Annotated in this window: 15 protein-coding genes; 6 read left to right on the top strand and 9 right to left on the bottom strand. The window is 54.3% G+C overall.

Annotation, left to right across the window (positions count from 1 at the left end; genetic code table 11):
- Positions 1 to 83: 83 nt before the first annotated feature.
- Complete coding sequence (locus ACR0AC_RS03225; protein ID WP_480871919.1) at positions 84 to 677, top strand: hypothetical protein; 594 nt, start codon at positions 84 to 86, stop codon at positions 675 to 677.
- The gene (locus ACR0AC_RS03230) at positions 674 to 1,051 is read left to right on the top strand and encodes a restriction endonuclease (RefSeq protein ID WP_480871921.1); all 378 of its coding nucleotides are present in this window, start codon (positions 674 to 676) and stop codon (positions 1,049 to 1,051) included. Before ACR0AC_RS03225 ends, ACR0AC_RS03230 begins: the two co-directional genes overlap by 4 nt.
- 29 nt (positions 1,052 to 1,080) lie before the next feature.
- On the opposite strand, the gene ACR0AC_RS03235 is transcribed toward ACR0AC_RS03230, so the two are convergent.
- The 8 genes from ACR0AC_RS03235 to ACR0AC_RS03270 all read right to left on the bottom strand — a co-directional run bounded on the left by ACR0AC_RS03235 (position 1,081) and on the right by ACR0AC_RS03270 (position 7,852).
- Positions 1,081 to 1,485 (bottom strand): DUF5681 domain-containing protein, encoded by a 405-nt coding sequence (locus ACR0AC_RS03235; RefSeq protein ID WP_480871923.1) that lies wholly within the window; start codon positions 1,483 to 1,485, stop codon positions 1,081 to 1,083.
- A gap of 88 nt (positions 1,486 to 1,573) precedes the next feature.
- Positions 1,574 to 1,939 carry a DUF5681 domain-containing protein gene (locus ACR0AC_RS03240; protein WP_170449314.1) on the bottom strand — a complete coding sequence of 122 codons (366 nt, stop codon included), beginning with the start codon at positions 1,937 to 1,939 and terminating at the stop codon, positions 1,574 to 1,576.
- Positions 1,932 to 3,281, bottom strand: coding sequence for a site-specific DNA-methyltransferase (locus ACR0AC_RS03245; protein WP_480780265.1), 1,350 nt, complete (start codon positions 3,279 to 3,281; stop codon positions 1,932 to 1,934). The genes ACR0AC_RS03240 and ACR0AC_RS03245 overlap by 8 nt, the downstream gene beginning before the upstream one ends.
- 830 nt (positions 3,282 to 4,111) lie before the next feature.
- Complete coding sequence (locus tag ACR0AC_RS03250; RefSeq protein ID WP_480871925.1) at positions 4,112 to 4,558, bottom strand: SgcJ/EcaC family oxidoreductase; 447 nt, start codon at positions 4,556 to 4,558, stop codon at positions 4,112 to 4,114.
- A complete protein-coding gene (locus tag ACR0AC_RS03255; RefSeq protein ID WP_480627420.1) occupies positions 4,551 to 5,126 on the bottom strand; it encodes a hemerythrin domain-containing protein in 576 nt (191 codons plus the stop codon). Before ACR0AC_RS03255 ends, ACR0AC_RS03250 begins: the two co-directional genes overlap by 8 nt.
- A gap of 2 nt (positions 5,127 to 5,128) precedes the next feature.
- Positions 5,129 to 5,743: a glutathione S-transferase family protein gene (locus tag ACR0AC_RS03260; RefSeq protein ID WP_480627419.1), complete on the bottom strand. Its 615-nt coding sequence runs from the start codon at positions 5,741 to 5,743 to the stop codon at positions 5,129 to 5,131.
- A 26-nt stretch (positions 5,744 to 5,769) separates the two neighbouring features.
- Complete coding sequence (locus tag ACR0AC_RS03265) at positions 5,770 to 6,606, bottom strand: Ig-like domain-containing domain (protein ID WP_480871927.1); 837 nt, start codon at positions 6,604 to 6,606, stop codon at positions 5,770 to 5,772.
- 7 nt (positions 6,607 to 6,613) lie between these two features.
- Positions 6,614 to 7,852, bottom strand: a complete 1,239-nt coding sequence (locus ACR0AC_RS03270) for a hypothetical protein (RefSeq protein WP_480627417.1) — start codon at positions 7,850 to 7,852, stop codon at positions 6,614 to 6,616.
- A gap of 268 nt (positions 7,853 to 8,120) precedes the next feature.
- Between ACR0AC_RS03270 and ACR0AC_RS03275 the strand changes: the two genes are divergently transcribed.
- A complete protein-coding gene (locus ACR0AC_RS03275) occupies positions 8,121 to 8,459 on the top strand; it encodes a winged helix-turn-helix transcriptional regulator (protein WP_480627416.1) in 339 nt (112 codons plus the stop codon).
- Between the two features lie 717 nt (positions 8,460 to 9,176).
- Here the strand turns inward: ACR0AC_RS03275 and ACR0AC_RS03280 are convergent.
- Positions 9,177 to 9,860 carry a DUF1989 domain-containing protein gene (locus ACR0AC_RS03280; protein ID WP_050687544.1) on the bottom strand — a complete coding sequence of 228 codons (684 nt, stop codon included), beginning with the start codon at positions 9,858 to 9,860 and terminating at the stop codon, positions 9,177 to 9,179.
- Between the two features lie 291 nt (positions 9,861 to 10,151).
- On the opposite strand from ACR0AC_RS03280, the gene ACR0AC_RS03285 reads away from it, so the two are divergent.
- The 3 genes from ACR0AC_RS03285 to ACR0AC_RS03295 are packed head-to-tail and all read left to right on the top strand — an operon-like array spanning position 10,152 to position 12,507.
- The gene (locus tag ACR0AC_RS03285) at positions 10,152 to 10,889 is read left to right on the top strand and encodes a BtpA/SgcQ family protein (RefSeq protein WP_050687546.1); all 738 of its coding nucleotides are present in this window, start codon (positions 10,152 to 10,154) and stop codon (positions 10,887 to 10,889) included.
- A 12-nt stretch (positions 10,890 to 10,901) separates the two neighbouring features.
- A complete protein-coding gene (locus ACR0AC_RS03290; RefSeq protein WP_050687554.1) occupies positions 10,902 to 11,522 on the top strand; it encodes a phosphoribosyltransferase family protein in 621 nt (206 codons plus the stop codon).
- Positions 11,523 to 11,574: 52 nt separating this feature from the next.
- Positions 11,575 to 12,507, top strand: a complete 933-nt coding sequence (locus tag ACR0AC_RS03295; RefSeq protein WP_050687556.1) for a ribose-phosphate pyrophosphokinase — start codon at positions 11,575 to 11,577, stop codon at positions 12,505 to 12,507.
- Positions 12,508 to 12,561 lie beyond the last annotated feature (54 nt).

Consider the following 12,561-nt stretch of genomic DNA (forward strand, 5'->3'; position numbering starts at 1 on the left):
GTGTTGGACATCGACACAGATGATCAGTCTACAGACGATCAGTGACATATTCTGTTGACTTCCGTCCTAAACGAAGCGCTGGTATGTCACCGATCGACGACAAGGCGCGGCAGATGAAAGACCAGTTGAACCCATCAGATGTGCGATATGTAAAGCTGGGCTCTGGCGGCAAACATGTTGATTATGCCCTGGAGAATGCGGTCATTCCTGTCGACTTTGACCTGGCCGACCACTCGCTGTGTCTGGAAGGCGATTGGGAGATGTTGCTAACAACGATGACCCAGGCCGGGCGCGGAATTCAGGCCGCAAAAGAAGATATACGGGAATTGAAAGACTTCTACGACCTGCCAGACGGCTCGCTTTGGATTACAATGGCGCGTGGGCACCTATGGTGGGCGCTTGCGGGCGACAAGATCGAACTATCCAAGGTAAAATCGTCGGGCCCGGTGCGTTGGCGATCAACACAAAGTGGCTGGTCCAAAATATCGCTTGCTGGCACCCCTCTCCAACTAAACACCCTGAGTTCAGCGCTCACCAAGACAGCATCATACAGGCGGACAATTGTAAGGTCGAGGCTCAGGACTACCTGTTGCGATCCATCCGGGGAGAGCGCCATCCGCTACAACACCACGCCTGCGCGCTCACCGACGAGATGCATAGTCTGGCAGAGCAAATGATCAGGACCCTGCATTGGGCAGAATTTGAAACATTGATTGATCTCATCTTCCTGCGAAACGGCTGGCGGCGTACCAGCCTGCTGGGTGGCAACATGCCTGATGTGGACCTGGTGCTCGAGCAACCCCTGACCGGGGAAACGGCCTGGGTTCAGGTCAAGAGCCAGGCACGTCAGGCTGAGCTCGACAGCTATATTGAACGATTCTTAGCCGATGGGTCCTGGGACCGTTTCATATTTGCATGTGCCGATCCACGCGGCGCATTGGCCCTTCCAACGCAAAGGGATTTGAACCTGGACATTTGGACAGGCAACGAGCTGGCCTCAAGAACTTTGGAGTCCGGGCTTTTTAAGTGGCTGTCCGACAGGATGGTCTGACTCACTTAGCTACGCCATTCCAGTGCTGCCTATGTCGGACGGTGCCAGGGTTGTTCATCCTCCTTAACGTATTCGACCCTGAGCAGCGTGGTCTCAAGCGTGCAACCTTCAGGCGCAACAAGACAGCCGTAGCCCATGTTATTGACCTCCTGCGGGCTGTATTTTTCCTGTAGTTCATCAAGTAGAACTTTGGCTTTCAGATTACCCTTCAGCGCTTCACGCTGAATCATCTTCAACACCAATTCCACAGTCGAGTAGCGCTTGCGTTCGCCGTCTTCGCTGACAACATGTGTTTCATGCGCAACTCTCTGGACAATAGGCTTCATCCCTTTCGCACCGCGCGGTCTTCCCTTGGGATTGCCAGATTTTCCTCTTTGGAACCTGGTGGGATAAAGAGGATTGAAATCCTCAAGCGGGCCAGCACCATCGGTCATAGGCTAATTCCTTGATACATAAATTAGGTGCTTGGCCATACTTTGCACCTCGCGGCTTGCCCCAGTCTTTGAGCGTTGAAGATAGCCATTAGGTGTCGTTTTCATGTTCTTGCACGGGGGCTCTTGGTGCGATCACCACGCCTGTTTGTATCTTCGATCGCGGGGGTGTTATGGCTTCATATTTTTCAAACTGCTTTAGCACGTACCTTGCCGATTGGATGTTTCCCTTGAGCGCTTTATCAACCTGCACACGCAGTGTGGCTTCGCGCGCGTCCATGTTTTTGCTGCCGCCGGGCAAACGAACTCTGACCTGCTGATCCAGGACCTGATCCAGATCCAGTTCAATGGACCCTTTTTTACGGGGCCTGCCTTTTGGATTTCCGGATTGTCCCTTTTGGAACTGAGTATCCCGAGGAGGACGACCGAAGCCAACTTGGTAGTCTTTGTCACGCATCTGCTGCCTCCGATTCAGCTATCGCACTGACACCTTCGCTTGCACGATCAGCCGCGACCTCATGAAACACCGGACCGTCTTCACCAAGACGTGGGATCAGGCCGAATGTTTCCGTCAAACGGCGCAGGATCACGTCACAGTAGGCTGCATCAAGCTCGACCCCATATCCACGGCGACCCGATTGCTCAGCCGCTACAAGTGTGGATCCCGACCCACAGAATGGGTCCAACACCAACCCGCCACGATGTGAGCAGTCCAGAATGGCGTCCCTCACCAATGCCACAGGCTTAACTGTAGGGTGCATCTCAAGGCCGCCCTGCCCTTCACCAAAACTATTGGCTCCGGCATAAGTCCAGACATTCGTCCGGTTCCTGCCATTCTTTCCAAGTTCGACATTGTTGATGTGTTTGCCGGCCCCCGATTTGAACAAAAACACCAACTCGTGCTGTGAGCGGTACAGCGATCCCATTCCGCCATTGGTCTTAGACCAAACACAAAGGTTTTTGAGCTCGGAGTAAGCCACGTCCCCTGCCCCAAGGATTTCTCTTATATGGCGCCAGTCCATACACTGAAAATGAATGGAACCGTCTTCACTATAGGCGGCAAGGTGTTTGAATACAGTCGTCAAGAAGCACTGAAAGTCTTCTGGCGACATTTCACCGGACGCCATGGCAAACTCTCGATGCTGAACCGATCCCAAGCCCGAGACGTGTCCCCGTATGGGCACGTTGTAAGGGGGATCTGTGAAGACCATCTGAGCACGTTCCGATCCGAGCAAAGCGGCATAGGTCTCCGCCCTGGTGCTATCCCCGCAGATCAGGCGATGAGGGCCAATGTGCCAGATGTCACCCTCCCGGGTTACCGGCGAATTCCCAGTTGGTGTCGGAACCTGATCCAACGGATCCTGCCCTTCCTCACCATCCAGTCTCAGCGCCTGGATGCTCAGATCGATCTCAGGCAACTCGAAACCCGTTAGTGTGAGATCAAATGGGATTTCCAACTCATCGAGGTACTGGAATTCGAGCGCCAGAAGGCCTGCATCCCAACCCGCATTTTCAGCAAGCTTGTTGTCCGCGATGACATAAGCCCGAATGTCCTCTTGGCTCATGCCTGACAAACAGATCGTTGGGACTTGCTCCAACCCCAAGAGTTTGGCTGCCTCGACACGGCCATGTCCCGCAATGAGCTGATTGTCATCATCAACAAGAACGGGGTTGGTAAACCCAAAGTGCTCGATTGAGCGCATCACCTGCCGGATCTGGCTTTTCGAATGCGTTCTGGGATTTCTGTTCCTTGGCTTAAGAGCGTTGGGAGATTGATAAACTAACTTCAGCGCAGTCAATGACGTGGCTCCTCACATAGGCGGAGCCGAATTCAGAACGTCAGATACAATGCGGCCCCGGGTTTCACTTCGGGTCCACGCAAGCGCATTCTAACGTGTTATATGTCTGGGCACTTGTTTCAGCCAGGCGCTGTCCCGGTTCAATCTCAGACAGCGTCAAGATCATTCCGGCCATTTTATTGTTAAGATCAATGTAACTATTGCAGTGAAAGATTCAATATCAACCGGTGCATCCACGTCGAACTCCAGGCAAACCGAAGAGATTCAGAACGCCGGGAAACTCAACTTTAACCCGATACACTCTCGTTCAAGAAGCATTGTTATTGCTAAATCCGGACTACAAATATCAGAGCCAATCAAAAGCTCTAGAAGGGTCCAAAGCCGACGATCCTCACAGAGGTTCACAATTACCGCTGTCGGGACAAAACCGCCATTGGATTTTCGACCTTCGCTGACGCGGCATAGTTTTGCGGTTGCGGCAGGTCGACCGCCGCCCTGCAGCGAGCATCACCGAACCAGACGTTCGACAACGTTGATTTGGCCGGCTCGGAGATCAGGTTTTCGCCGCGGCTTGTTCCGAAAAGCCCGACGCAGGACAAACCCGCCCTTTGCTGACGCAGAAAACACTCGCGGGCTCGGCATGGTTCTTGCCGTGAAGCAACATTTACCGCTAGAGCGGCTATTGAATAGCCACTCCGTGGCGCCAAACCAATTAGTTCTGTTCGAAATTGGCGGTACGGCGGACTTCAGGTTATGGGCTGGAAATTGTCTGCGATGCTCTTGTTGACCATCATTCGACAACACTTGAGCAAACACTGTCAAAATTCGTCTTACTTTCGATAGTCCGCAGCTCTCATCACACCGTCACTGACGACATTGGTTTCTGCACCGGGTACGATGTCGGTATTTTGTGCGGCCAGAACGGCCCACCCGCTTTGCTTTCGTTGCGCCACAAACACCATGATCGCGAAACGCGTATCAAGTTGCAGGCCGTTTTTATCGATCTGACCCGTTAACTTCCAGCGTGTGTGGATGATTGAGACGTCGTCACCGACCTGCCGCACCTTGACGCGCCGCGCCGCAATCTCCGAATAGCGGAAAAAAGTCGTCAAGCCGTAGAGATGCGCGCGCTCGATCTCATTGCGGTTGTCCCACCAGAGGCCCACGACATTCACGAAATCCGCATCTTCGACAAAGAGCGACGCAAGCGCCTGCGCGTCGCGGGCATTCCAGGCTTCGGCAAAGAGCCGGGGGATGTCTTCGGGGGTCTCAGGCATAGGCACGCAGCACCGCCGGGATCAGGATATCTTCTTCGTCATAGGTGTGCCGGTGCAATATCTTGTTCAGTACCTTGGCCTGCTCAAGCGCCTTTCCGACCGTGGCTTTTGATGTGCCCTCTCCATTAAGCTTGGCAAAGACCAATTCCGACTGATCCAGCGCCTGGTCCAGGAATGTGTGGTCGTTTTCCAGAAGATCAATCGCCTGTGACAATTGGGGAAACCGCCCAAGGAAACCCGGCAGGACATTGGCATCCTCAAACCCGTGATGCCCATGAACATGTACAACCAGATCAATGCCCAGACGGTTCATGCCGGTCAGCCCCATCACCTCCTGAACGCTACCTTCGGGTTCGTCCAGAACGGCCTCCAGCCCCCCGACCAACCGTGCGCTGGCCTCGGATATTGAGGCATGCAAGCGTTGCAGATGGGCAGGCCAGCCCAGAAACTGCGGATCGTTGTCCCAAGCAGAACGATCCGCGGGAAAGATGCCCCGCAGAAGCTCTGTGTTCACCTTGTCGCGTGTTGCGACATGGTATTGGGGGGCATTGTAGTCATACTGTGCCATGGCTAATCCAAGCCTTGGGTTTTCATGGCATTCTGCACACCATTGTCTTCCAACATAGTTTCCATAAACCGTTTTACAGCAGGATATTCCTGCCATGGCTTTGGCGTGTGCGCCGTCCAACGGGTCATGGCGAAGGCGTAGGGATCAGCAATTGTACGCTTGCCACCAACCACATGCGTGCCGCTTTCCAGGAGCATCTCAAGGTGGTTCATGACCCGGACAATCCGGGCAAAAGAGGCCTCGCGCACATCATTCTGTGCGGCTTCTTCAGTGCTGGCTGTAAATCGGTCCGGCACAAAGAAGGGCCAGAATGCCGGATGGAAATCCCCGGTCAGAAAAGCCAATGCTTCATCCAGTTCAAACTGGCTAAGTGGATCTTTTGCAACACCAAGATCGGCATTGGGGAACTTCGTCTCGATATATTTTAAGATCGCATCCGCCTGCGTCATAATCCGGTGATCACCATCTTTCAGCGCAGGCACCATGCCGAGCGGATTGATTTTGAGATAGTCGTCTGATCCCAGTTCGACGCGTTCAGCCTCATAGGATGTACCGGTCCATTCCAGCGCGATATGAGGGGCAAGTGCGCAGGTTCCGGGCGCGTAGAAGAGTTTCATTTTGGTGTTCTTTCTTGTGTTAATTCTCAGTTCGGGTGCGGCGTGAAGGGTAGGGTTTCAACCTCAGAACCCGGCTCACTAAAGCCGTCTTTCACTACGGGGCGGTCAAACAATCCAGTCAGGCGGTTGCCGACAATATCCTCCAGCATCGTGCTCACTTCAATCTGGTGCGATTTCTCCGTCCAGGGTTTTTGAGGTGTGAACACCCATGCCTGTTCATTGTCGTCCAACTGCAGTGCGCCACGCACGAAACTGCCATCAGCATCCTTGACCCGAATAAGATAGGCCATTGACAAGTGATCGGTTGGACCATCCAGCTCAACACGCAAAGGCTCTTTTGTACCTGCAAGCGGCGCGATAACTTGCCACGCCGCCAAATCCGGCGCATCGAAATCAGCCTCAGCAACTTCGAAGCTCTTGCCGTAATCGCTACCGATGCTACATCCGCTACGAGTCTCGGCGCTTGCACCGACCTGTAAGGTATAGCTCTTTCCCGCCTCCAGTGCCCGGCCCAATGTATTATGTGCCACCAAACCTGTTTTGACCCGACCCGGGTCGAACAGAACCGTCAAGCGCTTGTCATCGGGAGACCAGAGGTCGAACTTGTTCTCGATGAATGCACCAGGCACGACTTCCCCATCTGCATCCAACAGAACGACCGAGTTCCATATCCCCTCACGAGCCATGGGCTCAGAGAAGTAGATATAAAAGCGTAGCAGGTTTTCGGGCAGAATATTCGCTGACGGGTAAACCTGCTCGACCTTGGCTGTCGGCGAACTGTCTGCTTCACAAGCATATGCGGCTGCACTGGCCGATATGAAACCGACCAGTGCGACGCCCGCAGATACAATCAGGCTTCGCATATGCATCCTACCTTTGCAGATCTGGATAGCCTGCATCCGCTTTCAGCAGGTTCTGGAATGTGCGGTAGAACTCCTGCTCATCGGAATAGGCGTAATCAGGGAAGTTGTATTCGCTCACAAAGTCATTCAGGCGGAAATACGCACCTTTTCGGTAGGACACGAGATCAACGTCGCCGGTATCGAGGTTCCGTTTCAGCGTCAGCAGATACTGCTCATCCTGATCATCGGCCTGCAACACGGCGCCCAACGGACGCGCTGTGGTTTCCACACCGGCATCCCCCCACAATACAGGTTGCGACAGGCCTTCGCTTGCCGATGCGGTCGCAAGGTCGGTCACGCGCATCAGGTCGGCGTCGCGTTCCTTGTTGATGACCAGCACATATTCTTCGGGCTGGAACTCATCATTGGGCGCGGTGAAATGCAGCACCTCAAGCGGGGTATTGCCATAGCCAAGCTCAGCGACAGTTTTAGCAATGACGTGGCTGCCATCGACCAGATCAGCTGAAGGGATCGTGACCAATGGCGTACAGGTATAGGCCGCCACAACGGTCTGCGTCCCGTTCAGGTCCACTACGCTCATCGCGCGGATCGGGGCGCGGGTTTCGGTCTGATTGTGAACCGTATGGAACATCTCGATACTGGAAGCGGCGGCGCTGCTGTCAAACGGATACGGCACCTGCCGCAGGGTCGAGGCGAACTCCCCCGTCGATAGCCCCGCCACAAACAGCGAGCCGTCGACATAATCCATATCGGTGACAGTGAAGGTCGAAGCCGGGATGTCACGCCAGAACGTCACGCTATCATCCGGGGTATCGCTCAGCGCGAAGGATGTGCTGTTCAGAGCCGCAAGGTCGAGTGGAACAATGGTCCCATCCTGATCGACCCGGATGACCATTGGGGATTTCTCATCGCCTGCACGGATCGACAGGGAAATGTAGGTTTCCTTCGAGACCTGGTTCACGGCAATATCGTGATAGCTGATCGCAAAGGGGTTCACCCCCAACTGCTCGACGATCTGCGCGCCGAGCCCAATGAGGTTATAGCCGCGAGATTCTGTGGCTGGAACGGCATCCGGCAGCGTATAAGCGTAAATCTTTGCACCATCGGAATCTGCAACGAACAAGGTGTTGGCATCCGCAAACTCAAGAACGGTGGTGGATTGTGGGTTGTCAGATGCGGCTGCACCGGTTGCAAGCGCAAGAGAAAGCGCGCCTGTGGCGAGTGGGATAATGAAGTTCGGTTTCATGGGGCCTCCTGTCTGGTTCGGCGGGGTGCAGTGGTAGAAGGCCTTTTTCTGTCATCTGGAATTTTCAGATTTCCCGGATCAGATCAGGCCGCTTCATTGACTGTCGTAACAACATGACATCTACCTACGATTGATGTTAGTAGGAACCAAATGGATACCACGGGGAAATTCTGTGCAAATAAGCGTAGGCATCTGTTGCAAAATGTGGAGCAAGGTTTTGCCATGCTTCCTTCCAAAGCTGTGATGCGCACCGTAAATGAGGTCCGGAATGGCAAATGATGCAAAGCAGAACATGACCGATCACCATTGCCCAGCCGAGGTCGCGATTGAGATCATAGGTGGCAAATGGAAATGCCAGATACTGCACACGCTGCAAACGGGAACCAAGCGGTATGGCGAATTGCGCCGCGAAATGCCCGATGTTACGCAGCGAGTCCTGACACGAAAGCTGCGGGAACTGGAAGACCATGGCGTTATCCACCGCAAGGTCTATGCGGAGGTGCCGCCAAAAACCGAATACTCTCTCACAAAAAAAGGGAAGTCTCTGGACGCCGTCCTGAGTGAGCTGGAACGCTGGTCACGAGAGTGGACAAATGAAGGAAATTAAGAGTCGGCCATTCAGTTTCTGCGACGTGCTTGGGTTGAAAGGCCCGCGTCCTTGCTATTTTTCAACGCTCTAAGTCGTCGAAATTTCGGCGCAAACGATTTGATTTCTGCCATTCGATCAAAATGCAACATCGGTCAAAAATGAGTTCACAGCGGTCCAATGAAACTGCGGCGTTTCCCAAAGACAGGCAATGGGATATCGGCCCTCAAACAAACGGTAAAAAGAAACTGCATTGCGTACCAATGGCTGGTCTATCTGCCGCCTCGCAGCGCTAGGAACTTCGCAGATGCAGCAATAATCATGCTGCGAGTGTGCGTGTGTCTTTGAAGCGAACTTACAGGTTGGGCTCGCTCCAGACCTTAGCTGCATGGCACATGGACGACAGCAATGCGGACTTTGCCGACATTGATGTTTAGCCATGTTGCTGACGCAGCATTTGTTTTCTCTTGCAGCACAACCATCGCTGCGTTGCGGCCGCGAGCCGCGGGAGCGGACATTCAGAGTTCGTCGGGCCCCAAAAATCTGTTCCACTACCGAATGACGGAGGGGAGCCCGTAGTTCCAACCCTGTACCTTGCTCGAACAACCGCTAGACGTCGCCACTTCAAGGTTAACGATCGCCATCGGAGCTGAGATCTTTCCCCGTAAGCTCCTGACACAATGACAGCGCAACTTCGGCGAGGGTATCAATCAACTGCTTTTGAATTGGTCGGATACGTCAGGTGTCCGCGACGTAGAACTTCAGAATGTCTGGCGCGACACCCACGCCGTTGACTGGCGTGACGTCTTGAGGGCAGGCGGACATGACGGCGATGACGTCCATATCGGCGCGGAAGGTCACTTGGTCATCCGGTTTTGACACGGGTGCGACGAAACTTGTGCTGCCGTCGGCTTGCACAGGGACGTTCATCCAAAGATTGAAAGGGGCGGGAACAGCTGGCGCTTTGAGGCCAATGGCCATCAGCGCCATCCGCAGATTATCAGCGCAATTGTCGTGGTATTCCGTGCAGCCCAATTGCTGGTACCGGGCATGATCGCAGCAGGCGATTATCGTGTCATGCACACCATCGGATGTGTCTTCCGTGATTGTCATCAAGGGGCGACGCAGGTTGGAGGTCACACTGTCACCTACTTTGGGGAATATCGAGCCTAGGGCTGTGTGCAAATGCTCCATCGAAGAATACTCACCCACATCATCTGCTGCAAAAATCCAGAAATCGCAGACTTGATGGCCGCTGGGGTTCATCACGGTTAGCTGTTGACCTGCGCCGACGCGCACCGCCACGCCGCATCGCGCGTCGATTGTGTAGGTGTGGTTCATTCTGGGTGTGCCGTCAGCGGAAACGGCAATCTCAAGACTGCGGTTGGTACCATCGGGTCGGGAGGGGTCGAACGAGGCCATGGGCACGGGCTTTCGTGGATTATGTCTGGGTAGTTGCATTGTTTGGCGAGGGGCCATTCGCAAAGGAGCATAGACAGTTCTCGGCATATTGGAATGAAGCTTACGTGCTTCTCGTCGGAGACGTGCCGAAGATTAGCTCCGCTTTGACATCGGCTGGTTTTGCAAAGAACCGCAGGCGTTCTCATCGAGATGCATTCATTTCCAAGCTAAATGAACTAATAAGCACAATAAATTTTCTAAATTCCATTGCCGATGATAGCGTCCTCGCAATAACCGGGATTGAGAATTGAGATGGATCGACACGACTTCAAAAAGACCTTTGGCGCAACTGGTCCTGTCATTCTTCCTGTCATTCATGTGCTTGACAGCGAACAGGCCGAGCGGAACATCAAAGCAGCCATTGCTGGCGGGTGTCCGGGGGTTTTTCTGATCAACCACGACTTCGAGAAAGAGAAACTAGTCCCGATCATCAAGGAGATGCGGCAGGCGTTCCCGGACATTTGGCTCGGGGTGAATTTTCTGGCGGTCACCGGCAAGTTTGCCTTCCCAATTCTGGGAGAGATGCAAGCTGAAGGGTGCAAGGTCGATGGTTACTGGGCCGATGACGCACGTATGGATGAACGCCGTGCGGAAGATGATCAGCCCGAAGCAGATGAGATCGCGGCCATCCGCGAAGGAAGCGGTTGGACCGGGCTTTATATCGGCGGCACCGCATTCAAAAAGCAGCGCGACGTTGATCCAGCACAGTATGGCAAAAGCGCGCGCATCGCGACGCACTACATGGACGTCGTTGTGACCTCCGGCGTGGCGACTGGCCACGCAGCCGATGTTGGCAAGATCGACACGTTTCGCGCGCATTGCGGCGACACGGCACTTGGCCTTGCATCCGGCATCACACCTGAAAACGCAGCGCAATATGCAGATGCGGTTGATCTTTTCATGGTCGCGACCGGCATCAATTTTGACGGCGATTTCTACAATATTGATCCTGAGCGCCTGAAGCGGCTCATGGACCTCACACAGACATAAGGGAGAGAAAAGATGGCTCAAGACAAAGGACCCAGAGACGACCGTTGGTACTTCTCGCTGATGGCCCCGAACACCAAAGGCGACAAGTTTGCATGGCTTGACCCGACCTCAATCTACATCAACGGCAAGGCGTATCATGATCTGCTGGATGATCTGGTGGCTGATCTAGATGCCGATGAGATTGACGTCGTCGCGGGCCTTGATGCGATGGGCTTTGTTCTGGCGGCGGGCATCGCGGCCCGTATCGGGAAGGGGTTTCTGCCCATTCGCAAACCCGGAAAGCTCTGTGTGGATACAGACAGCGCGTCTATGACCAACTACTCCGGTCAAACCCAGTCGATGGAAATGCGCACGCCCGCCTTTGCACCCGGAACGCGGGTTTTGCTGGTGGATCAGTGGGTTGAAACCGGCGGCACGATGCATGGTGCTGTCCAGCTGGTTGAACAGCAGAAGGGCAAAGTTGCGGGCATGGTGGCGATTGTCATGGAAGAGAATGACAATACGAAGTCCTATCGCGAAAAGTACAAGGTCGTCACCGCGATCCAGCCCGGCACCGAATGGCAGCGCCAGGCCAATGCGCAGTATCTGGAAAGCTTCAAGACCTACAAACCCGAGATGGCGTTCCCGGTCTAAGGCCTGAACCCGGCGCACATCCAATCAAACTCTGACCAGAGGGGCTCGACAGATGAAATTGATCTGTGGAAACAGTAACCGTCCGCTTGCTGAAGCGATTGCCGCGCATATGCGTGTCCCTCTGGCTGAGTGTAACGTGCGTCGGTTTGCCGACGAAGAAGTCTTTGTCGAGATACAGGAAAACGTGCGCGGCGATGACGTCTATGTCATCCAATCAACGTCCTATCCAGCCAACGACAACCTGATGGAGCTGCTGGTGTTGATCGACGCGCTGCGCCGATCCTCTGCCGGGCGGATCACCGCCGTGATCCCCTATTTCGGCTATGCCCGTCAGGACCGCAAATCAGCCCCGCGCACGCCGATCACGGCAAAGCTTGTGGCGAACATGATCACGCAGGCGGGCGCGCATCGGGTGCTAACTATGGATCTGCATGCAGGGCAAATTCAGGGTTTCTTCGACATTCCCACCGACAATCTTTACGCGGTGCCCGAAATCGTGCGGGATATCGAAAAGCAAAAGGACCGCGACAATGTGATGGTCGTATCCCCGGACGTAGGCGGTGTAGTGCGCGCACGCGCTTTGGCGAAACGTCTCTCGACTGGCCTCGCAATTGTAGACAAGCGCCGCGACAAGCCCGGCTCGTCTGAAGTCATGAACATAATCGGGGACGTCTCTGGCAAGTCCTGCATGTTGGTCGATGACATTATCGACTCTGGCGGTACGCTCTGTAATGCCGCGACGGCGCTGCTCGAAAATGGCGCGGCGGAAGTTTCTGCTTACATCACCCATGGGGTCCTGTCCGGCAAGGCTGTCGACAGGATCAATGCATCTGATCTGACGTCCCTGGTCATCACCGACACAATTTGCGCTACCGAAGCGGTCACCGCATCATCGAAAATTCGCGAGATTTCGATTGCGCCAATGTTCGCCAAGGCGATCACACGGATCGCGAATGGAGAGTCCGTCAGCGTCTTGTTCGAATAGAGGGTGATCATACGATTTGCATAAAGCAACTTTATCGTTGTTCGCTATACATTT

Source organism: Ruegeria sp. H7, from assembly GCF_056532945.1.

Coding starts and splice junctions, on each gene's coding strand:
- ACR0AC_RS03260 (WP_480627419.1), bottom strand. CDS start 5,743: ATGAAACTCTTCTACGCGCCCGGAACCTGCGCACTTGCCCCTCATATC.
- ACR0AC_RS03230 (WP_480871921.1), top strand. CDS start 674: ATGATCAGGACCCTGCATTGGGCAGAATTTGAAACATTGATTGATCTC.
- ACR0AC_RS03255 (WP_480627420.1), bottom strand. CDS start 5,126: ATGGCACAGTATGACTACAATGCCCCCCAATACCATGTCGCAACACGC.
- ACR0AC_RS03275 (WP_480627416.1), top strand. CDS start 8,121: ATGGCAAATGATGCAAAGCAGAACATGACCGATCACCATTGCCCAGCC.
- ACR0AC_RS03280 (WP_050687544.1), bottom strand. CDS start 9,860: ATGGCCTCGTTCGACCCCTCCCGACCCGATGGTACCAACCGCAGTCTT.
- ACR0AC_RS03240 (WP_170449314.1), bottom strand. CDS start 1,939: ATGCGTGACAAAGACTACCAAGTTGGCTTCGGTCGTCCTCCTCGGGAT.
- ACR0AC_RS03270 (WP_480627417.1), bottom strand. CDS start 7,852: ATGAAACCGAACTTCATTATCCCACTCGCCACAGGCGCGCTTTCTCTT.
- ACR0AC_RS03290 (WP_050687554.1), top strand. CDS start 10,902: ATGGCTCAAGACAAAGGACCCAGAGACGACCGTTGGTACTTCTCGCTG.
- ACR0AC_RS03295 (WP_050687556.1), top strand. CDS start 11,575: ATGAAATTGATCTGTGGAAACAGTAACCGTCCGCTTGCTGAAGCGATT.
- ACR0AC_RS03250 (WP_480871925.1), bottom strand. CDS start 4,558: ATGCCTGAGACCCCCGAAGACATCCCCCGGCTCTTTGCCGAAGCCTGG.
- ACR0AC_RS03265 (WP_480871927.1), bottom strand. CDS start 6,606: ATGCGAAGCCTGATTGTATCTGCGGGCGTCGCACTGGTCGGTTTCATA.
- ACR0AC_RS03285 (WP_050687546.1), top strand. CDS start 10,152: ATGGATCGACACGACTTCAAAAAGACCTTTGGCGCAACTGGTCCTGTC.
- ACR0AC_RS03225 (WP_480871919.1), top strand. CDS start 84: ATGTCACCGATCGACGACAAGGCGCGGCAGATGAAAGACCAGTTGAAC.
- ACR0AC_RS03235 (WP_480871923.1), bottom strand. CDS start 1,485: ATGACCGATGGTGCTGGCCCGCTTGAGGATTTCAATCCTCTTTATCCC.